This window comes from Mycobacterium sp. ITM-2016-00317 (genome assembly GCF_002968295.1).
In the GTDB taxonomy this organism is placed as follows: Bacteria; Actinomycetota; Actinomycetes; order Mycobacteriales; family Mycobacteriaceae; genus Mycobacterium.
The window spans coordinates 125065-144650 of sequence record NZ_CP134399.1; the positions used below are offsets into that span (position 1 = coordinate 125065).

17 protein-coding genes are annotated in these 19586 nt (G+C 69.0%); 5 read left to right on the plus strand and 12 right to left on the minus strand.

The features are described 5' to 3' along the window. The first annotated feature begins 13 nt into the window (after positions 1-13). The 4 genes from C6A87_RS00640 to C6A87_RS00655 are packed head-to-tail and all read left to right on the plus strand — an operon-like array spanning position 14 to position 3931. A complete protein-coding gene (locus C6A87_RS00640) occupies positions 14-1384 on the plus strand; it encodes a MinD/ParA family protein (RefSeq protein ID WP_311115509.1) in 1371 nt (456 codons plus the stop codon). Continuing rightward, positions 1381-2907 (plus strand): type VII secretion integral membrane protein EccD, encoded by a 1527-nt coding sequence (eccD, locus tag C6A87_RS00645; protein ID WP_311115510.1) that lies wholly within the window; start codon positions 1381-1383, stop codon positions 2905-2907. The genes C6A87_RS00640 and eccD overlap by 4 nt, the downstream gene beginning before the upstream one ends. An 8-nt stretch (positions 2908-2915) precedes the next feature. Then, entirely contained in the window at positions 2916-3623 is a 708-nt protein-coding gene (locus C6A87_RS00650) for a hypothetical protein (RefSeq protein WP_311115511.1), read from the plus strand. Continuing rightward, positions 3620-3931 carry a type VII secretion target gene (locus C6A87_RS00655; RefSeq protein ID WP_311115512.1) on the plus strand — a complete coding sequence of 104 codons (312 nt, stop codon included), beginning with the start codon at positions 3620-3622 and terminating at the stop codon, positions 3929-3931. Before C6A87_RS00650 ends, C6A87_RS00655 begins: the two co-directional genes overlap by 4 nt. Here the strand turns inward: C6A87_RS00655 and C6A87_RS00660 are convergent, their stop codons facing one another. From C6A87_RS00660 to C6A87_RS00710, 11 genes are all read right to left on the minus strand, one after another. Then, entirely contained in the window at positions 3932-4879 is a 948-nt protein-coding gene (locus C6A87_RS00660) for a hypothetical protein (RefSeq protein WP_311115513.1), read from the minus strand. Positions 4880-4960: 81 nt separating this feature from the next. Beyond that, positions 4961-5821: a secretion protein EccK gene (locus C6A87_RS00665; protein ID WP_311115514.1), complete on the minus strand. Its 861-nt coding sequence runs from the start codon at positions 5819-5821 to the stop codon at positions 4961-4963. 1328 nt (positions 5822-7149) lie between these two features. Further along, on the minus strand, positions 7150-8040 hold the full coding sequence (locus C6A87_RS00670) for a hypothetical protein (protein ID WP_311115515.1): 891 nt from the start codon (positions 8038-8040) through the stop codon (positions 7150-7152). A gap of 435 nt (positions 8041-8475) precedes the next feature. Continuing rightward, positions 8476-8814, minus strand: coding sequence for a YbaB/EbfC family nucleoid-associated protein (locus tag C6A87_RS00675; RefSeq protein ID WP_311115516.1), 339 nt, complete (start codon positions 8812-8814; stop codon positions 8476-8478). A 129-nt stretch (positions 8815-8943) separates the two neighbouring features. Continuing rightward, positions 8944-10422: a PPE domain-containing protein gene (locus tag C6A87_RS00680; RefSeq protein ID WP_311115517.1), complete on the minus strand. Its 1479-nt coding sequence runs from the start codon at positions 10420-10422 to the stop codon at positions 8944-8946. A gap of 31 nt (positions 10423-10453) precedes the next feature. Further along, the gene (eccE, locus tag C6A87_RS00685) at positions 10454-11851 is read right to left on the minus strand and encodes a type VII secretion protein EccE (RefSeq protein WP_311115518.1); all 1398 of its coding nucleotides are present in this window, start codon (positions 11849-11851) and stop codon (positions 10454-10456) included. Beyond that, positions 11848-13194, minus strand: a complete 1347-nt coding sequence (mycP, locus tag C6A87_RS00690) for a type VII secretion-associated serine protease mycosin (protein ID WP_311115519.1) — start codon at positions 13192-13194, stop codon at positions 11848-11850. Before mycP ends, eccE begins: the two co-directional genes overlap by 4 nt. Before the next feature lie 248 nt (positions 13195-13442). Further along, positions 13443-13700 carry an HPr family phosphocarrier protein gene (locus C6A87_RS00695; RefSeq protein ID WP_311115520.1) on the minus strand — a complete coding sequence of 86 codons (258 nt, stop codon included), beginning with the start codon at positions 13698-13700 and terminating at the stop codon, positions 13443-13445. Positions 13701-13732: 32 nt separating this feature from the next. After that, on the minus strand, positions 13733-15718 hold the full coding sequence (locus tag C6A87_RS00700) for a fructose-specific PTS transporter subunit EIIC (RefSeq protein WP_311115521.1): 1986 nt from the start codon (positions 15716-15718) through the stop codon (positions 13733-13735). Positions 15719-15741: 23 nt separating this feature from the next. Then, a complete protein-coding gene (gene pfkB / locus C6A87_RS00705; RefSeq protein WP_311115522.1) occupies positions 15742-16719 on the minus strand; it encodes a 1-phosphofructokinase in 978 nt (325 codons plus the stop codon). After that, on the minus strand, positions 16716-17495 hold the full coding sequence (locus C6A87_RS00710) for a DeoR/GlpR family DNA-binding transcription regulator (protein WP_311115523.1): 780 nt from the start codon (positions 17493-17495) through the stop codon (positions 16716-16718). The genes pfkB and C6A87_RS00710 overlap by 4 nt, the downstream gene beginning before the upstream one ends. Before the next feature lie 101 nt (positions 17496-17596). Between C6A87_RS00710 and ptsP the strand changes: the two genes are divergently transcribed. Next, the gene (ptsP, locus tag C6A87_RS00715) at positions 17597-19288 is read left to right on the plus strand and encodes a phosphoenolpyruvate--protein phosphotransferase (RefSeq protein ID WP_311115524.1); all 1692 of its coding nucleotides are present in this window, start codon (positions 17597-17599) and stop codon (positions 19286-19288) included. On the opposite strand, the gene C6A87_RS00720 is transcribed toward ptsP, so the two are convergent. Further along, positions 19285-19524 (minus strand): hypothetical protein, encoded by a 240-nt coding sequence (locus C6A87_RS00720; protein ID WP_311115525.1) that lies wholly within the window; start codon positions 19522-19524, stop codon positions 19285-19287. The genes ptsP and C6A87_RS00720 overlap by 4 nt on opposite strands. Positions 19525-19586 lie beyond the last annotated feature (62 nt).

A 19586-nucleotide genomic window follows, 5' to 3' on the forward strand; every position in this document is an offset into this window, starting at 1 on the left:
TTGAGAGGTACACATGTCGGCCGACTATGACCGGCTCTTCCACTCCCCGGATGCCGTCCGACCGGCCGACGAGGAACCCGGGCGCGACGCCGCTGTCCCCCCGGGGAATGCACCCAACGGCGACGCCACCCCGCCGCCGATGCCGGCGGCGGCTCCGCGTACCCAGACCGCGCAGGCGCCACCGTCCTGGCAGACCGAGGTGATGAGCCAGGTCAGCGACGTGCAACCGCCTCCGCAGGCGACCCCCCAACAGCGCGTTCCCAACAACGGGATGATGCGGGCTCCGCAGTCGGCACCGCACACCGGTGCCCGCCACGAGCAGCGCCCGATGCCGGCGCCCGCGCAGCGTCCGGCCCCGGCCCCGGCCCCGTCGCCGTCGCCGTCGCAGTTCTACGGCGAGAACACCGACCCGCGACACGCGGCGGCGCCGACGTCGGCTGCCGCGATGGGCAACCACCGGGCGATCGACGCCCTGTCCCATGTCGGGGTGCGGTCCGCGATCAAGATGCCGTCCCAACGGGGTTGGCGGCACTGGCTTTACGTGATGACCCGGATCAACCTCGGTCTGTCGCCGGACGAACTCTACGAACTCGACCTGCACACCAGGATCCGGCGCAACGCCCGCGACTCCTACCACATCGGTGTCTTCGGCCTCAAAGGCGGCGTCGGCAAGACCGCGGTGACGGTCGCGCTGGGATCGGCGCTGTCCGACATCCGCGGAGACCGGATTCTGGCCATCGATGCCGACCCGGACGGCGGCAACCTCGCCGATCGCGCCGGCCGCCAGTCGGCGGCGACCATCGCGGACCTGCTGTCGGACAAAGAGCTGAAGCGCTACAACGATATTCGCGCCTACACGAGTATGAACTCCGCGAACCTGGAGGTGCTGTCCTCCGACGAGTACAGCGCGGCCCGGCGTGAGTTCAACGACGAGGACTGGCGTGCCGCGACCGAGATCGTCTCGCGCTACTACAACCTCGTTCTCGCCGACTGCGGCGCCGGGCTGTTCCAGCCGGGCGCGCGCGGTGTGCTGTCCACGGTGTCGGGCCTGGTGATCGTGGCGAGCGCGTCGATCGACGGCGCGCGCCAGGCCGCGATCACGATGGACTGGTTGCGCCAGAACGGATATCAGGATCTGCTCGGCCGGTCATGCGTGGTGATCAACCACGTGACCCCGGCCAAGCCGAACATCGACGTCGAGGACCTCGTGCAGCAGTTCGAGCGGCACGTGTCACCGGGCCGGGTGATCGTGTTGCCGCACGACAAGCACATCGCGTCGGGCACCGAGATCCAGCTCGGGCTGCTCGGCAAGACCTTCCACCGCAGGATCGTCGAGCTCGCCGCGGCGCTGTCCGACGACTTCGACAGGCTCGAGCGGCGTTGACCGCAACGGTAGCCCCTGCGACGTCGTCGGGCACCGCCCCGGGGCGCCCGTCGACCACCCGTGTCACGATCCTGACCGGCCGGCGGATGACCGATCTGGTGCTGCCCTCGGCCGCACCGATCGAGACCTACGTCGACGAGTCGGTGTCGGTGCTGGCCGACATCCTCGCCGACACGCCTCAGGATGTGTTGGCCGGCTTCGACTTCAAGGCCCAGGGCGTATGGTCGTTCGCGCGGCCGGGGGCGCCGCCGATCAAGCTGACCGACTCCCTCGATGACGCTGGCGTGGTCGACGGATCGCTGCTGACCGTCGTATCGGTGAGCCGCACCGAGCGGTACCGGCCACTGGTCGAGGACGTGATCGACGCGATCGCGGTGCTCGACGAGACCCCCGAGTTCGACCGGGGCGCGCTGTACCGGTTCGTCGGCCTCGCGCTGCCGTTGACCGCCGCGATGATCACCGTGGTGGCGGTGCTGTCCTGGGCGTCGACCGGCCGCGACTGGTGGTGGGCGGTGGCGCTCGGGGTGCTGGGCATCGTGCTGATGGGCGCGAGCACGCTGGCGCAGAAGCGGTTCGACAACGTGAACATGGCCGAGAGCCTGCTGGTGGCGTCGATCGTCACCCTCACGGGGGCCGTGGTGTTGGCGGTACCGCTGCCGGAGGGAGTGACTTCCCTGGGGGCGCCGCAGGTCGCCGGCGCTGCCGCGCTGGTGTTGTTGCTGGTGCTGGGCACCCGTGGCGGTCCGCGTCGGCGGGCGGAGGTCGCGGCGTTCCTCGCGGTCGTCGCACTGGCGTTGACGATCGCCGCCGCCGCGTTCGGCTACGGCTGGAACGACTGGGTTCCGCCGGGGGCCATCGCTTTCGGGCTGATCGTGGTGACCAACGCGGCGAAGCTGACGGTGGCCGTGGCGCGGATCGCGCTGCCGCCGATCCCGGCGCCGGGGGAGACGGTGACCAACGACGAGCTGCTGGATCCGGTGACGACCATCGATGCCTCGGAGGAATCCGAGACATGGCAGGCGATCATCGCGTCGGTGCCCAGTTCGGCGGCCCGGCTCACCGAGCGCAGCCGCCTGGCCAAGCGCTTGCTGATCGGGTTCCTCAGCGCGGGCGCCCTGATCCTGGCGGTCGGCTCGGTCGCCGTGATCGTGCAGGGCCATTTCTTCGTGCACAGCATGGTCGTCGCCGGGCTGGTGACGATGCTGTGTGGCTTCCGGTCGCGGCTCTACGCCGAGCGATGGTGTGCGTGGGCGCTGATGGCGGCGGCGGTGGCGATCCCGACGGGGATCACGGTGCGACTGTGCCTCTGGTACCCCGACAAGGCTGGGCTGCTGCTGGCCGGGTACACGGCGCTGGCGCTGGTGGCGATGATCATCGTCGGTGCCAGTGACGGTGTGCGCAGGATCTCGCCGGTGACGAAGCGGATCCTCGAGTTGTTGGACGGGGCGACCATCGCCGCGGTGATCCCGATGCTGCTGTGGATCGCCGGGGTGTACGACGTGCTGCGAAACCTACGGTTCTAGGACGCGATATGACGACAGGCGGCACCCCTCCACCGCTCTCGGTTGATCCCGAGGCGCTCAGCGCGGCCGGTAACGCGCTGTCGAGTTCGGCGGAGCAACTGCCGGAGGCGCCGGACCCGTTCATGCCGGTCGGGGCGGACCCGTTGTCGGCGGCGATCATCGGACAGATTCCGGCGATCGAGACGCCGATCATGACCCAGCTGCCATTCATCAAGGCGCAGGCGACGACCACCGCGGAGAACGTGGTCAACGCCGCCCAGGCGTATGCGGCCACCGACGCCCGCAACGGTGCCAACATCACTCAGCAGATGCAGAACGTTCCGGAGGCGCCCGCAACGGGTTCCGGCGGCGCGGGCCCGGCCTCGGCCGTCGGCGGCGCCGGCTCGGCGGGACAGACGATGAGCTCACCCATGCAGATGGTGGGGCAGATGGCGCAGATGCCGATGCAGGCGATGGGAGCGGTGGCCGCAGTGCCGCAGGGTGTCATGCAGGGCGCCCAGCAGGCCGGGCAACAGGTGCAGCAGATGGTGGGTCAGTTCAGTCAGGGCGACGGCGAGCACACCGGCACGGTCGATGGCGCACCGATATCGGAGGGTGCCGCCGCGGCGGAGCCTGATGCCGAGCGTGCGCCGGAGGCCACCGAGAAGTCCGACGAGGGCGACGAACGTCACGGCCGTCATCGTGCCGCGGAACAGGACGACAGGATCGATCTATGACCGCTCCACTCGAAGTCGACACCAGCGTGCTGCGTCGGGTGGGCGGCGACTTCGCCTGTGCCGGCGACCAGATGGCGGGCATGCAGGCAGACGCCCCGCTGGGCGACGCCGCTGCCGGTGTGCCGCAGTCGCAGACCGCCGCGGCATGTCGCGCGGCGCAGACCACCATCGCCGACGAGATGACCAGGGCTGCCGGCGAAGCGCGCACCTACGGCGCGGATCTGCGCAGTGCGGCCGACAGGTACGACGTCACCGACGAGGCATCCGGCGCGACCCTCGACGGGGTCGACATCCCGGTGCCTCGGTGACTACCTCCTGACAGCTCGGCAGGCGTGGTCGGTCAGGGATTGCAACCGTGAAGCAGCGTCGTCGAGATGGGTGTCCGGCAGACCGTAGCTCGGGAGCGCCAGGGCGAAGGCGCGCCGGTAGTGAGACGACAGGGCGGCGAAGTCGGCGGCGATCAGATTGCCGCTGAGCAACCCGAGTAGCTGAGCTTGATCGGCGTTCTGCTGCATGATGCGGGCGGTCTTGTCGCCGAGTTCACGTAGCTCCGGAGGACGCTGCGAGGCAGGCACATTCGGGTCGTGCCGGTCACGCCATTCGCGGGTCTGCGCGTCGTAGTCGATCACCATCGCGGTCCATTCGTCGCAGAAGGCCGAAGGGCCGGCGATGAATCGGGGCGGCCGGTCCGGGTCGGCCAGCGGGCCTTCCGGAACCGGGGGAGGACCTGGCAAGACCAGGCCAGAACGATCGGCTGCCGCCCCGAAATCGATTGCGGCGCAGATCGACCGGATCGCGTCAGCGGCACTGGTCGCGGTCAGCGCCAACTGGTCTGCCGCGGGGCGGTAGTCATCGACGGCGTCGGCGTAGGCGTGCCAGTAGGCGATGGACTGTTCGTACAGCTCGCGCATGACGCGGTGGGGGGTCTGCTTGGCCAGGGGAACAGTCCTGTCCGCGGCCTCTCGCATCGCGGCGGCGACCGCCTGGAACTGCCGGCGCTGCTCCGGTGTCCACTCGCTGCCGGGAATCGCGGCGTCACGCCGGTGCCAGCCGTTGCCGAGTTCGGTGTTCAGCGCGGCGGTGACCCGTTCCCATTCCGGGCAGGTGGGTTCCTCGGTGACGATGGAGACCGGGTCTTCGTCCCGTGCGCTCGCGAACTCGGCGGCGTCGACCGTCGGGCCAGGCGGAGGTGCCGGTGCTGCAGGCGGGGGCGGTGGGGCGGAATCGCGATCCGAGATCCACAGTGTCGCGACCACGAGGCCGACGATTGCGAGGAGGGCGCCTGCCAGGAGTACTGGGTTGAGACGTCTCGGCTGAGTCATCTCCACCGACGGTACCTACACGGGGGAATCGGCGCCGACGGCGTCGGCGATGAGGACTTCGAGGTGCTGCCAGTACACCCAGTTGGCGATGGCCCGGCGTTGATCCGCCGGCTCAGGTGAGGTGTGGGCGTGGTAGAGCGCGAGCTCCTGAGCATGGGCGGCGTAGGCGATGAACGCTTTCAGGTGAGGGACGCTGCGCTGGGGGTTGGTGCTCATGAGCGGTTTGGCCACTTCGAACCACAGCCGTGCGGTGTCGTCGGCGGGGGCTGCGATGTCGGTGCCGGCTGGTGGCAGCAGGTCGTTGAGGCCGAAATCGCTGACAGCGCTGAGTTGTTGTGCCGCAGCCGGTGAGATCACTTCCAGGCGGCTGCGGCCGTGTGTCAGGCCGGTGTCAGGAATGTCGTCCTGGGTCAGGATGATCTTGGCGACGCCGGGATCGAAGTTGGCGAACTGATCTTCGGTGGCGACGATCGCGCGCAGCTGGTGGTTGTGATGGTGGGCCCAGCTCTGCACAGCCAAGATCGGGTAGGTGGCCCATTGTGCGCGTTCGGCGGCGGGGATCGATTCGTCGGCGGTGGCCATCCGTACCTGATCAGGCAGGTGGACTCCCTCGGGGATGTAGGCCAGCCCGTAGCTGTTGGCGACGACGATCGTGCCGTCGGTGGTGACGCCGGTGACCCAGTAGAAGCCGAAATCCATGACGCCGACATTGAGTGCTGCGCCGACGTGGCGGGCCTGCTGCAGCGGGTCGCTGCCGTTGGTCTTGCGGCGCAGAGCCGCTGCGGTGGATGCGGACGCGATCGCGTCCCGTTCGGCGCGGGCTGCGGACACCGGAATCGGCGCGGCTGCGGTGGCGTTGGTGTTCGCGGTCGACATGGGCGCGACTCCCGGGCCCAGGCCGGCCGCAGCGGCGCCGGGAGCGGCTGGCGGAGGCGGTGCGGGCGGGGCAGGGGTGGTCGGCGGAGCGAGCGGAACCGGGGGTGCTGCCGGTGGACCGCTCGACGCGGGCGGGCCAACGGGTGCGGGTCCTGCCGAGCCACCGCCGGAAACGCCTGCGCCGCCAGCGGCCGCGCCGCTCGAAGGTGAAGCGGCTGCGGCCGGTTGGCTGCTGGGTGGAGGCGTTGGCGCCGGCGCCTGGGCGGGGGCGGGGGCGGACGAGGCGAGTGGGGGCGCCTGGTTGGTGAACGACTGCATCGGTGTGGCCCTTGAGGCTTTCGCCGCCTCGGCCGGCGCGGTTGCGCTGGCCGGCTGACCGGCAGCCGCCCCGGTGGGGGATGCGGTGCCTGTTGTCGGTGAGCCGGAGGCGGAAGACGGGCTGGCTGTGGACGATGCCGACGGGGAGCTTGGGCTGCCGGAAGAGGGACTTGAGGCGCCTAGCGGGCTGGACGGCGAGGAGGGGCTTGAGGGGGAGCTGGGGCTGGCGACGGTGCTCGCGACGGTGCTCGCGCCTCCGGGTCCGCGACCATCGGCCACTGGAGCTGCTGACGCAGAGGATTCGGTCGGCGAAAGATACGGCGCCGGATCACCTCCTCGACCGCCTGCAATTCTCTGGGCGGGCGGGACCGCGTCCGGTCTGGGCACGTAAGCGCGGGGATCCGCGCCCCCGGCGTTCGAGCTTGCAAACATCTGAATTGGAGTATGTGGCGCTGGCGTTTGGGTGGGTGACGGCGGACTTGGTGGTGCCGGGATCGAAGCCGGTGGGGCAGTGTAATGAGAGAAGTCCGCAACGTTCGTAATTCCACCGCTGACAGCAGTGCTATTAACGGAGTTTTGCCAAGCTACGTACATCTTGATAAGCACGTTCTTTGTCGCTTCGGAGTAATCAGGTGACGCGAGTAGCTCCTGGATTACGGTCTGCGCCATCGCCAGGTTGCCGTTGACTTGAATCTTGACGCTTTGTATATGGCTGGCAACCATGGCGTAGTAGCTATACGCCTTTGCGCAATGGTCTTTGAGAGCGCTCATAGCTGCGACACGTTGCTGCGAAGCTGACTCTCCGGCGGACGCCGCACTTCCAGACCAAATACCCTCGTCGAAGATGTGGACATTCTGCTGCTGCCAGGCGGTCGCAACAGCGTGTACGCCATTGCGGATACGCAGCATTTCTTGTGCACGCGCATGAAGGAGGTCTTCGTCGAGATCCGGCCACCCTGATGGCTCCGTCATCTCGTCGATGAACAGTCCTGCAATCTTTTCGATGCCCATCAATTAGCTCCGACTGCTCGGCAAGCGTGACCGTTGACCGCGACCAGCTCGGCTGCCGCATTCGCCAGATAGCCGTCCGCTGGCACATAACTAGGGATCGCTTGCACGAATGCCCTGCGGTACTGAGCGGATAGCGATGCAAAATCGCCGAACGTCGCATTCAGACTCTGTACGCCCAGGTTCTGCATCTCACCTGCACTGGCTCCCATGGGCAGGGGAAGCCTCTGCCATATTGCTCGTTGTTCAGGTGACCACTGGTAGCTGGGAATATTCGGATCTGATTCGAGCCATTCTGCGGTCTCGCTATCGAATGCCTCAGTAGCTGAAATCCAGGCACTGCAAACTGACAGCGGAGCGGTCAAGTACCGAGAGGGATGGGCCGGATCCTGCGGGGCTTCAACACTCAAGGGTGGACTCGTCGGAAGGACAAACGGTGCTCGCGACGCAGCAGAGCCATATGTAATGGCGGAGCATATGTACCCGATTGCATTCGAGGCGGCGGTAGCTACACGCGCGAGGTGGTCGTCGTTAGGGGAGTAAGTTGAGACCGAGTCGGCATAAGCGCGCCAATACGCAATTGACTGTTCGTATAGCTCTCGCATCACGCGGTGGGGAGTCAGCTTGGCTAATGCCACAGCTCCTTCGGCGGCGACTCGCATTGCATCCGCAACCGCCTCGTACTGTTTCCGTTGGTCGGAGGTCCAATCTGATGCCGGAACCGACGGATCCCGATCGTTCCACCCATCGGCTGCTTGTGCAGAGAACGTTTCCGAAATCGGCGCCCACGACGCGCACGAAGCATCCTCGGTAATGATGTCGACTGGGCCGTCATCGCCGGCACTAGCGATATCTGACTTGTCGATTGCAGTCGTCGGCACGGAAGAAGCCACTGCGGGTCCCCCCGGGCCTGAGTCGCCGCGGACGACAAGCATCGTCGCGACGACCGTCAGCACGACGACGACTAGCACCGCAAGCCCGACGAGGACCCACTTGCCGCTAATGCTCGAATCTCAAGAGGCGGCCACCTGCTGGTCCGATTCCGTGGTGGGAAGGGGCCCGCCGAAGGAATCAGCGTGCGGTTCGCGAGGAGGTTGCGACGGCGGCCATTCCCCGGGAGGCGGCATAGTCACGCGACCCGATCCCGTTGGTGCCCGATCATCTCCAATCCCCTTTCGGGTCGCTGGCGACCCGTTGTGTAGAGCATCAGCCGTCGTCCAATTCAGAGTACGAGAGGAACGACGAACCAACTGTCGCTGATTTCGTACCTTTAATGGCCACAGTGCCCACGCCCGAAAACCGCATTACCGAGACATTCACGGCCACTGCTACTCCGTATCTGGGATCTCAGCCGTGATCTCGGCGACCACCGCATCGATCCGCTCACGGTCGGCATCGATCGCCGCTGACGCTTCGGCACTCGCCTTGTGCAGCGCCTGGTTCACTCGCTGTTCGACCTCCTCGGCGCCGAGACGCAGCAGGCCGTCCTCGATGTACACGTCCTTGAGCCACTGGTGGCCGTTGAGCGTCACTTCGACTGTGTCGTTCTCATCGGAAGCCGTGAACGATGACGTCGCCATCTTGTCCAGCTGCTCGTCCATCAGTGCTTGCAGCCGCCGCGCTTGGCGAAGTACCGCAGCCACTTCCGGATGCATGTCGTCGGTCACTGCTGGTCCCCCTTCTTCGTGACATCCCCACCACGCCGTCGTGGCCGTACCCCGATGACCTGCTCGGTGTGCGGGCGGTCCTCCACGTAGAGCGGTTCATCCGGTGAAAGCTGCGGATTGCGCTTCTTCTCACCGGTTCCGGAGCCCTGCGCTCCGCCCATCATCGGCGCCATCCCCCCGCCGGCCATCCCACCGGCAGCGCCGCCGCCGGCGCCGCCGGTGACGCCCGGCCCTGCCGCCGCGGCCGGGACGATCGGTGTCGGCGCCACCGTCTCCGCGGTGACCGCCGGTTGCATTGGCGTAGCGGGGATTCCACCGCCACCACCACCGCCTCCACCTCGGGAGCCGGCGCGCCGCCGCAGCCGGCCTCAGACTCGGATCACTCGGCAGCTTGGGATCGCCCTTGCCGGCATTGGGCATTCCGCCCGCAGGAGAACCCCCACCCGGCGAGCCACCACCTTGGGACCCACCGCCCGGTGAACCGCCTTGCGAACCTCCTTGGGGTGCAGCCTGTTGCCCGCTCTGCGCTGCCTGTTCAGCCGCCGACATGGGTGACATCGGCGCCTCCTGCGGCACTGGTGGCTGCTGCCCACCCGGCTGCTGACCGCCCGACCCAGACGCCTGCCCGGCGCCGGACCCTGTCGTGCGTCGGGCCTCGTCCTCGGTCTGTGCCGCCGCGCCCCGCTGCCGGGGATCACCGTTCCGTGTCACCGGTGCGGTCGGCGCCACCGCGTCGGGACGCGGTTGCGGCGGCTGCACGGGCGTGGGTCGACCCACTTTCGCGTAGGTCTCGCGGATCGCCTCGGACTCCTGGTAGAGATGCTCCATCTGGAGTTGCACGGCACGTCGGGCGCCCCCGTCCATCGGTGTGGACATCAACTGCGTCTGCAGCGCTTCGTACTGGGCCCGGATCGGCGCGTTGGCCGTCTTCGCCTGATCATGCGCGACCGCCAGCTTCTCGGCCTCCGCCGCCAGCTGAGTCCACTTGCCCGCCAACGCTTGCAGCCAACCCCCGAACGACTTGAACTTCACGTAGGCGGCTTCGGCCGCCGCGCCCTCCCAGTTCTGGATCTTGATCTCGAACGGAAGCGAGGCCTCGGCCAGCCGGGTGGCGTTGCCGCTCCACTGCGCCGCGGCGGCCCGCAGCGCCGCGGCCTGATCGCCTTCGATCAGTTTGTTATCGGTTTCGATGGGGTCCAGGATGTCGCCGTCGGCGGCGACGTCCTCGAAGACGCCCATCGGTGGGGGAGGAGGTGGCGCCGGCGTCGCATTGGCGCCCACGGGGACGGGTGCCGACGCCGGAGACGACGTGCCACCGGGAATGGTGTTGTCGATGTTTCCCGCCGATGCTTCATCGACAGTCCGATAGGCCTGTCCGACGAGGCGCAGGGTTTCGGCGAGCCGCCGGCTTTCGCCCTTTCCCCACTCCTGCTCGGCACCGAGCGCCTCGGCGTTCTTGATCAGATTCCGCACCGACGCGGTTGTCGGCGTGAGCTTGTCGGGGTCTGCCACCGGGACCGCAGCGGGATCGTTCCCCCACGGAATCCCCTCGATCAGCGTCGCCTTGCCGTCGAGATCGTCGGGGTCGACCTTGAGTTCGTCCGCCATTACGCGTCCTCCCCCTGTCGCGCATGCCCGGTCATGGCTCGAGCACCATCTGGTAGCGGCTTTCCTCACGCGGATTGATCAGTCGGATCGGCAGTTGCTTGTGCCGCGGAGTGGCGATGAAGTTGTCTCGCAACGTGACCCGTCCGACACCCGGGTGCGGACGCAGGTACGTCGTCGCATTCGGCCACGTCACCTTCGCCACTTGGTCGATCCGGGCATTGACGAAGCCGGCGAACTCCCCGAACTGTGGCTGCAGTGTCACGACCGCGCCCGCGGCCGCCGACCTCACCACGAATTGGGTGAACAACCGCGCGTTACCGAGGTTGATGCTGACATCGACGTCGTCGAACGGCATGTACACCGGATAGCGGTCCGCGGTCTCGCCGACCAGCACCCCGGCGGATCCGATGGGCAACTCGTAGTGCCGGTCGCTGACCGGCGTCTGGCCCAGCAGCGCAGCGCGCTGACCGCCGTACAGACACGAAAAGCCGCGCGGTGTCGAGGGATTCGCAAGTGTGGTCAGCAGCACGGTGGTGGTGGGCGCCGAGCCTGGTGCGATCCGAACCCGGGTGAGCGTGTGATCGGCCCGTGCCGACCACCACACGTCCGGCCCGCCCGGGGCGTGGTAAGCGGCGGTGAAAGTACTGCGGCCTTTGACCATCGACCACGTTTCGCGTTCGAAGCTGATCTCGGTGGCGCGGTCGAAGTCGTCGAAGCTGCGCGCGGGCCGGGCGTCGACGCCCTTGCCTGCCAGGTGGTCGGCGATCCGCGTGGTTGACGACACCAGGTACTGCGCCAGCCCGGCAACTCCTTCCCCACGCCGCAGGGCGGACTTCCGCGTCTTGTCCGGATCCGCCCGCAGCACGATCCAGGTCCGGCGGTTCGCCGGCGCCGGGTACGGGCCGACGACCTGCTCGTAAAGGGCGACGAGCGCAGCCGGCGCGGTCTTACCCACCCGGTAGCCCGCCGACACGATGTCGGCCTCCAGATCCGGGCAGTACGCGGTGAGCAGCTCTTCCACGAGCCGGGTATCGACGACGTCGTCGGTGGCTGCAGCGCCGTTGACGATCACCGTCGGGGTGAACGGTCGCGAAATGAGCTCGATCACCGACACCACGTAGTCGTCCTGCCAGCGCAGCGCGACGTGGTCGCCGGGCAGCACCGTGGCGCCGACGGCAGGTTCGGACGGTCGCGGCGGGGGCTGCCTGTGGCGACGCCGCCATGCGAAAAGTGCTGCCACCCAACCGCTGGGGCGTCGGCCGCGGATCGTGACCACCGATCCCAGACCGATCAGCACCGCCAGGGTGATGCCCAGCCACATCAGGTCCAGCTGGGCGAAGACCAGCAGGACCGCCGGGATCAGCGTCGCCGCCCACAGCGCGTGGCCGGTGGTGAAGCGCAGTCCGAAAATGGACACCAACCTGTTCATCGGCGCCTCAATGCGCGCCGTGCCAGCGCCCCGGCACCGAGCAGCGCCGCCACCCCGCCGCTGACCGCGACCACCGCGGTGATCGGGGTGCGGTCGGGCGGAGGCACGTACACCGGCGGCGGGATCTCCTTGATGTTGTACGGGATCTCGGCCGGCCCCGGCGGGACCTCCCAGGTCAACGCCGCGACCGGGTCGATCACCCCGGCTCCCACGACGTTGTTCACCCCGCCGCCGGGATGCCTTGCGGTGGCGGTGATCCGGTTGATGACCTGAGCCGGCGTCAACTCCGGGAAGCGTTGCCGGATGAGCGCGGCCAGGCCCGAGACGTAGGCCGCCGAGAACGACGTGCCGGCGATCGGGATGGGCCCGTCCTCGCCCTGTAACGCGTTGACCGGAGTGCCGTCGTAGCCGAGCGCGACGAGGTTCTCACCCGGGGCGGCGGCACCGACCCAGGGTCCCTGCATCGAGAAGCCGCTCGGCTGGCCGTTGGGCGCGATGCTGCCGACCGTGAGGACCAGCGGTGAGTACCAGGCCGGCGAGACGATGGTCTGTACCTGCTGCCAACCGCGCGGGTCGGCGGGGACGGCGGCGTCGGGCGGGGGGTTCTGCGAGCACTCGTTACCGGTGTTTCCGGCCGCGACGACGATCACCGAGGCCTTGACGTTGACGGCGTAGTTGATCGCGGCGCCGACGACGGCTTCGTTGATCGGGCGGGTTGTCTTGTAGCAGGCGGCCTCGCTGATGTTGATGACCTGCGCTCCCAGGTTGGCCGCGTGCACGATGGAGCGGGCCAAGCTACGCAGCGAACCCGCGGTCTGGGTCGCGTTCGGGTCGTTCGGATCATTGCGGGCACCGACCGGGGAGAAACTGTCCGACGTCTGGCGCAGAGACAGGATGCGGGCGTCGGGGGCCACGCCGACGAATGCGTCTGTCGGTGCGGGTCGGCCGGCAATCACCGCGGCGGTGAGCGTGCCGTGGGCATCACAATCCGACATGCCGTTTCCGCCCTGATCGACGAAGTCACCGCCGGGTTCTGCGGGGACCCGCGCCGAGCCGTTCACCCCGGTGTCGATCACCGCGACGGTGATCCCGGCGCCTGTCGCGAACTTCCGGGCGTCGGTGAGCCGCAGGTAGTCGTTGGCCCACGGGCGGTCGGCGAAGTTCGAGTTCGGAAACACCGTCGGAGCTGCGCAGATCCGACGCTGCTCCATCGGCTGGTCGGGGCCCGTCTCATCGGGCGGGATGGCCGCCGGATCAATGATCGGCGGCTCGATGGCCCCTGCGGGCGGTGCCGTCAGGAGCACCAGCGACAGCGCGGCAATCAGCGCACCAATACGCCGCACGTGATGTCACCCCCCGAAACACCTGACCTGAGTCCCCTGTGCTGATGCCCGCGCAGCAAACCCATCGACCACCGAGGCGCGGCCCGAGGCGCTGGCCCCGGGCTACGCATTGCATGCACATCGGCCATGCTAAGCGCCCCGGGACGGGGGTCATTCCGCTTTCTTTGGGGCTGCTGCCGCCGAGATTGCGTCTGCGGTGGCTTTCCCGCCCGCTTTTGCGCGCGGAATGCAATTTCGGCGAAGTGGGGTTAGGCGTCGAGGTCCTTCTGCACCAGCTCGGCGATCTTGTTCATCGTGGCCTCGTCGTCGGAGTGGACGGTCACCTCCGCGCCGTTGCCCGCGCCCAAGGTCATGATCATCAGCGCGGAACCGGCGTCCACGGGTTCCCCGCCGTCCACCGACAGCGTGACGGGGACACCGGACTCGACGGCGGCCTCGGCGATGATCGCGGCAGGACGGGCGTGCAGGCCGATGGACGATCCGACGAGGACGGTCTTGCTGGGCATGGATTCTCCTTAGTGGGTGACGTGACGGACGGTCAGGTGGTGACGAGTTCGGGTTCGGCCTTCTCGCCGGACTTGATGAACTGTTTGGCGACGACGACGGCCAGCGCGGCCGCGATGGTGCCCGCGACCAACGCGATGAGGAACCCGAGCTTGTTGTCGATGGCGAACAGCACGAAGATGCCGCCGTGCGGCGCGCGGGAGGTGGCGCCGAAGGCCATGCACAGCCCGCCGGTGATCGCGCCACCGAACATCATCGACGGGATCACCCGCAGCGGATCGGCCGCGGCGAACGGGATGGCGCCCTCGGAGATGAACGACGCACCGAGCAGCCAAGCGGCCCGGCCGTTCTCCCGTTCCGGCTCGCTGAACAGCCGGGGCCGGACCGTGGTGGCCAACGCCAGCGCCAGCGGAGGCACCATGCCCGCGGCCATCACGGCGGCCATGATCTGGAACGACGCGGTGGTCGCAGCGGCCAACCCGGCAGTGGCGAACGCATACGCCGCCTTGTTGACCGGGCCGCCGAGGTCGAAGCACATCATCAGCCCGAGGATGATGCCGAGGAAGACCGCCGAGGTGCCGGACATCCCGCTGAGCCAGTTGGTCAGGCCGGTGTTGATCAGCGCCAGCGGACGGCCGACGAAGAAGAACATGATCAGCCCGACGAACAGCGACGCCCCGAGCGGGACGATGACCACCGGCATCAGACCCCGGAACCATTGCGGCACCTTGAGATTGCTGATCCACAGGGCGGCGAAGCCGGCGAGCACACCACCGACGATGCCGCCGATGAAGCCACCGCCGACCATCACGGCCAGCGCGCCGGCGGTGAAGCCGGGCGCGATACCCGGCCGGTCGGCGACGCCGAAGGCGATGTAGCCCGCCAGCGCAGGAACCAGGAAGCCGAACGCGAGACCGCCCAGGCTGTACAGGATCGCGCCCAGGTACTCGAGGAAGCCGCCCGGCGGCAGGTTGGTCAGCGAGTAGTTCAGCGCGATGTCGTTGCCGGTGTCGGCGATCTCGTAGCCGGCGAACAGGAAGCCCAGCGCGATCAGCAGCCCGCCCGCGGCGACGAACGGGATCATGTAGCTCACGCCGGTCAGCAGGATCTGGCGGGTGCGGGTGCCCCAGCCGACATCCCCCGACGGCGCATTCGACGAGGCGGCCGCCCCCGATCCCTCGACGCGGGCCGCATTCGGGTTGTCCGCGGCGGCAACGGCTTCGGCGATCATCTTGGCCGGCTCATTGATCGCCCGCTTGACCCCGGACGTGACGACGGGCTTGCCGGCGAAGCGGCCTCGGTCCTTGACGCCGATGTCGGTGGCGAAGATGACGGCGTCCGCCTTGGCGATCGTCTCGGACGGCAGCGGCGTGCTGCCCGAGGAGCCCTGCGTCTCGACGACCAGGTTCACCCCCGCCTCCTTGGCCGCGGCGACCAGCGAGTCGGCGGCCATGTAGGTGTGCGCGATGCCCGTGGGGCATGCGGTGATCGCGACGAGGTTCTTCGCGGGGCGCGTCTCGGCCGGCTTGTCCGCCGGAGCCGCCGCCGAAGCCGGGGCGGGATTCACCACGCCGTCGACCAGGCCGACCACCTCGTCGGCCGAGCCTGCTGCACGCAGCGAGGCCACGAAGTCCTTGCGCACCAACGCCCTTGCCAGGCTGGTCAGCAGCTTCATGTGCTCCTGGCCGCCCGACTCGGGGGCCGCGATCAGGAACACCAGGTCGGCGGGACCGTCCGGCGCGCCGAAGTCCACGCCGGGCTTGAGCCGGGCGAACCCGATGGTCGCGGTGTCCACGTACGGGGACCGGCAGTGTGGGATCGCGATGCCGCCGGGCAGGCCGGTGGCCGACTGACCTTCACGCGCCATCGCGGCGCCGACGAGTCCGTCGGCGTCGTTGGTGCGTCCCGCCGCGGCCAGCGCGCCGACCAGCCGGCTGATGACGGCCTGCTTGTCCCCGTCGACGGTGACGTCGAGCAGCACGAGGTCGCGCGTGATGATGGGGGCTGCGGAGCTGGTCATGGCACTACCTTTGTCTGTTGTCGCTACGGGGTTGCGGGAATGGGCGAGATGGGCGAAACCTGAACAGCATCCAGGTCGATCTCGGCGGGAGCGGGCAGTGTCGTGCCAGGCAACGAGGCCGCGGCGCTGCCGTACGCGACGGCCATCTGCAACCGCTGCGGCGGTACCGCGCCGCCGACCTCGGCCCGCAGGTAGCCGGCCAGCGACGAGTCGCCTGCGCCGACGGTGCTGCGCGGCACGATCGGCGGCGGGGTCGCCATCCAGGCGCCGTTGCGGTCGACCAGCACGGCGCCCGCAGCGCCGAGCGTGGCCAGCACCGCGCCGATGCCGCGTTCGATCAGCTGCCGGGCGGCGGCCACCACCGGCTCCGGATCACCCTGGGCGACTGCGTCTTCCAGCGACTCGGGGGACAAGCCGAGCACGCTGGCGAGTTCTTCGGCGTTCGGCTTGATCAGATCGGGGGCACCGCGGTCCAGCGAGCCGACGAGCGCGGCCAGCGGCGCGTCGGAGGTGTCGACGGCGACCCGGCAGTCCAGCGTCGTCAACTGCGCGGTGACGTCGCCGTACCAGGACGCCGGCACGCCGGGTGGCAGCGAGCCCGACATCACCACCCAGTCGGCGCCCTCGGCGGTGTCGAGCACCGCGCGGGTCAGGGCGTCCAGCGTCTCCATGTCCAGCGCCGCACCGGGTTCGTTGATCTTGGTGGTGGTCCCGTCCGGCTCGGTGATCGTCAGATTGGTGCGCGCGGGCTCGCTCGTCGGCACGATCCGGTAGGGCACCGCGGCGAGCGCAAGTGCGGTCAGCAGCGGGTCGTTCGGGCCGGTCGGCAGCACCGCGAGCGCGTCCACGCCGGCCATCGTCAGCACTTTCGCGACGTTGACGCCCTTCCCGCCGGCCTGGTTGGTCACCGACGTGACCCGGTGCACCGCACCGCGGGTCAGCGGCGACGGCAGCGTCACGGTCCGGTCGATACTCGGGTTGGCGGTCACGGTGACGATCACTTCTGGCCTCCTGCACAGATGACCTCCACGCCGTGCCCGCTCAGCTCGGCGTCGGCGGCGGAAGAGATCTCGGGGTCGGTGATGAGGGTGTCCACACACGAGATCGGCGCGAAGCTGACGAACTCCTCGCGGCCGATCTTCGACGAGTCGGCGGCCACCACGACGTAGTTGGCAGCCCGGACCATCGCACGTTTCACGGCGGCCTCGTCGCTGTCGGGGGTGGACAGCCCGTGGCGCACGCTCAGCGCGTTGGTGCCCAGGAACGCGATGTCCACCCGCAGGGTGTCGAGCACCCGCAGCGCCTGCTCCCCGACCGCGGCCTGGGTGATGCCGCGCACCCGGCCGCCGAGCAGCTGCAAGGACACCGACGGCACGGTGGCCAGCCGGGCCGCGATCGGCACCGAGTTCGTGACGACCACCAGCTCGCGGTCCGTGGGGATGTGCGCGGCGATGCGCATCGTGGTGGTCCCCGCATCCAGCAGCACGCTGCCGCCGCCGCGCGGGAAGAATTCCGCCGCCGCTGCGGCGATCGCATCCTTGTGCTCGGCGCGGGTGACGTCGCGCTCGCCGACTCCGGGCTCGACCAGATGGAGCGCACGGACCGGGACGGCGCCACCATGCACGCGGCGCACGATGCCGGCCTTGTCGAGGACGGCGAGGTCCCGGCGCACGGTCTCGGTCGTCACGTCGTAGGCCTGGGCCAGCTCGGTGACCGATGCGCGCCCCTGTGACATCACCAGCGACGCGATGGCCTGCTGTCGTTCCTCGGGGTACATCTGGCTCCGGAATGTGGGAATCAAAGCAATCCAATGTTGATATAGTTGGTTTTACTCCTGAATGTGTTGACTTGTCAACGGGATTCTGTAACCTGGTTCACATGACGTCGTCGCCCTCGCTTACCTCACTTGCCGGCACCGTCCTGCACGGAGTGCCCGTTGTCGCCGGCGTTCAATACGGGCCGGTGATCCGGCCGGGCAAGCTGCCCGACGTCTCCGACGACCCCGCCGTCGAGATCCCGGAAGGCCAGCGGGCAGTGGAACGGGAACGCCTGGTCGCGGCGGTCGAGGCGGTGGCCGCCCGGCTGCGGGAGCGCGCCGCGCACGCGACCGGCAACGCGTCCGAGGTGCTCAACGCGACCGCGGCGCTGGCCCAGGACCGGGGCTGGCTCAGCGTGGCCGAGAAACGCGTCAACGAGGGAGTGCCGGCGGTGCGCGCGATCGAGGCCGCGATCGCCCAGTTCGTCGAGATGTTCACCAAGCTCGGCGGGTTGATGGCCGAGCGGGTCACCGACCTGCGCGACATCCGCAATCGCGTGATCGCCGAGCTGAAGGGGCTGCCGGAACCGGGCGTCCCGCTGCCCGACGAGCCGTCGATCCTGTGTGCCGAGGACCTGGCGCCGGCCGACACCGCCGGGCTGGACCCCGCGCGCATCGTTGCGCTGGCCACCACCTTCGGCGGGCCGACCAGCCACACCGCGATCATCGCCCGCCAACTCGGCATCCCGTGCATCGTCGCCGTCGACGGGCTCGACGACGTGCCCGCCGGGGCGATGGTGCTCGTCGACGGGACCCTCGGCACGGTCACCGTCTCTCCCGACGAGGCCACCGCACGCGAGGCGGTGGCCGGGGCGCGCCGCGCCGCCGAGGAGGCTGCGCACTGGGCAGGCCCCGGCGCCACCTCCGACGGTCACGCCGTCTCGGTGCTGGTGAACGTCCAGGACGGGGCCGCCGCGCGTGCCGCGCGTGAGACCCCCGCCGAAGGGGTGGGTCTGTTCCGCACCGAACTGTGCTTCCTCAACACCGACACCGAGCCCACCGTCGAGGAGCAGGCCGGCATCTACGCCGAGGTGCTCGAGGCCTTCGCCGGTAAGAAGGTCGTGATCCGCACCCTCGACGCCGGCTCCGACAAGCCGCTCAAATTCGCCGGTCACCCCGACGAGGCCAACCCCGCCCTGGGCGTGCGCGGCATCCGGATCGCGACCAGGAACCCCGGACTGCTCGAGCACCAGCTGGAGGCGATCGCCGCCGCGGGGGAGCGCACCGGAAACCCGCCCTGGGTGATGGCGCCGATGATCGCGACCGCCGAAGAGGCGGAAAGCTTTGCGGCCAAAGCGCGTGCGTACGGGCTGACCCCCGGCGTGATGATCGAGATACCCGCCGCGGCGCTACTGGCCGACGGGATCCTGCAGCACGTCGACTTCCTGTCCATCGGCACCAACGACCTGGCGCAGTACACGATGGCCGCCGACCGGATGTCGGCCGATCTCGCCACGCTGACCGACCCGTGGCAGCCGGCGGTGCTGAACTTGGTGGCGATGACGGCCAGGGCCGGCGCCGCGGTCGGCAAGCCGGTGGGGGTGTGCGGCGAGGCTGCCGCCGACCCGCTGCTGGCGTGTGTGCTGACCGGCCTGGGCGTGACGTCGTTGTCGGCGGCCGCCGCGGCGGTGCAGGGCGTCGGCGCGAGACTGTCCGGGGTGACCTTTCAGCAGTGCCGCGATGCCGCCCAGGCGGTGCTGTCCTGCAAGAGCGCCCTCGACGCGCGTGCCGCCGCGCAGGGCGTGCTGAGCTAGACCGTCCAGCCGGTGGCCTGCGGCCACGACTCGACATCGTCACCGTCGCGCCGCAGTCGCACGTACTCGTAACCGCGTTCGGCCGCCTGGGCCGCCGCGTCCGCGTACACCCGCCGGGCCTCGTTTTCCGCGCCCCGGACCAGGGCGTTCTCCTCCGCGCCGTTGGCCGGGTTCCCCGGGTCGTACAGCGTGCCGACGACGACCTCCCAGGTCGCGTGTTCGTTCGGTTCGGTCACCGGTATCTCCTTCCGCAGCGGCGGGGATACCCGCGCGAGGGGGACGCAACCCGGGGAATGTA

Excerpts from the sequence above, each read along its gene's own strand:
- C6A87_RS00710 (WP_311115523.1), bottom strand. The coding sequence starts at position 17,495 with ATGTACCCCGAGGAACGACAGCAGGCCATCGCGTCGCTGGTGATGTCA.
- C6A87_RS00640 (WP_311115509.1), top strand. The coding sequence starts at position 14 with ATGTCGGCCGACTATGACCGGCTCTTCCACTCCCCGGATGCCGTCCGA.
- C6A87_RS00700 (WP_311115521.1), bottom strand. The coding sequence starts at position 15,718 with ATGACCAGCTCCGCAGCCCCCATCATCACGCGCGACCTCGTGCTGCTC.
- C6A87_RS00650 (WP_311115511.1), top strand. The coding sequence starts at position 2,916 with ATGACGACAGGCGGCACCCCTCCACCGCTCTCGGTTGATCCCGAGGCG.
- C6A87_RS00695 (WP_311115520.1), bottom strand. The coding sequence starts at position 13,700 with ATGCCCAGCAAGACCGTCCTCGTCGGATCGTCCATCGGCCTGCACGCC.
- C6A87_RS00680 (WP_311115517.1), bottom strand. The coding sequence starts at position 10,422 with ATGGCGGACGAACTCAAGGTCGACCCCGACGATCTCGACGGCAAGGCG.
- C6A87_RS00665 (WP_311115514.1), bottom strand. The coding sequence starts at position 5,821 with ATGTCGACCGCGAACACCAACGCCACCGCAGCCGCGCCGATTCCGGTG.
- C6A87_RS00655 (WP_311115512.1), top strand. The coding sequence starts at position 3,620 with ATGACCGCTCCACTCGAAGTCGACACCAGCGTGCTGCGTCGGGTGGGC.
- eccE (WP_311115518.1), bottom strand. The coding sequence starts at position 11,851 with ATGAACAGGTTGGTGTCCATTTTCGGACTGCGCTTCACCACCGGCCAC.
- ptsP (WP_311115524.1), top strand. The coding sequence starts at position 17,597 with ATGACGTCGTCGCCCTCGCTTACCTCACTTGCCGGCACCGTCCTGCAC.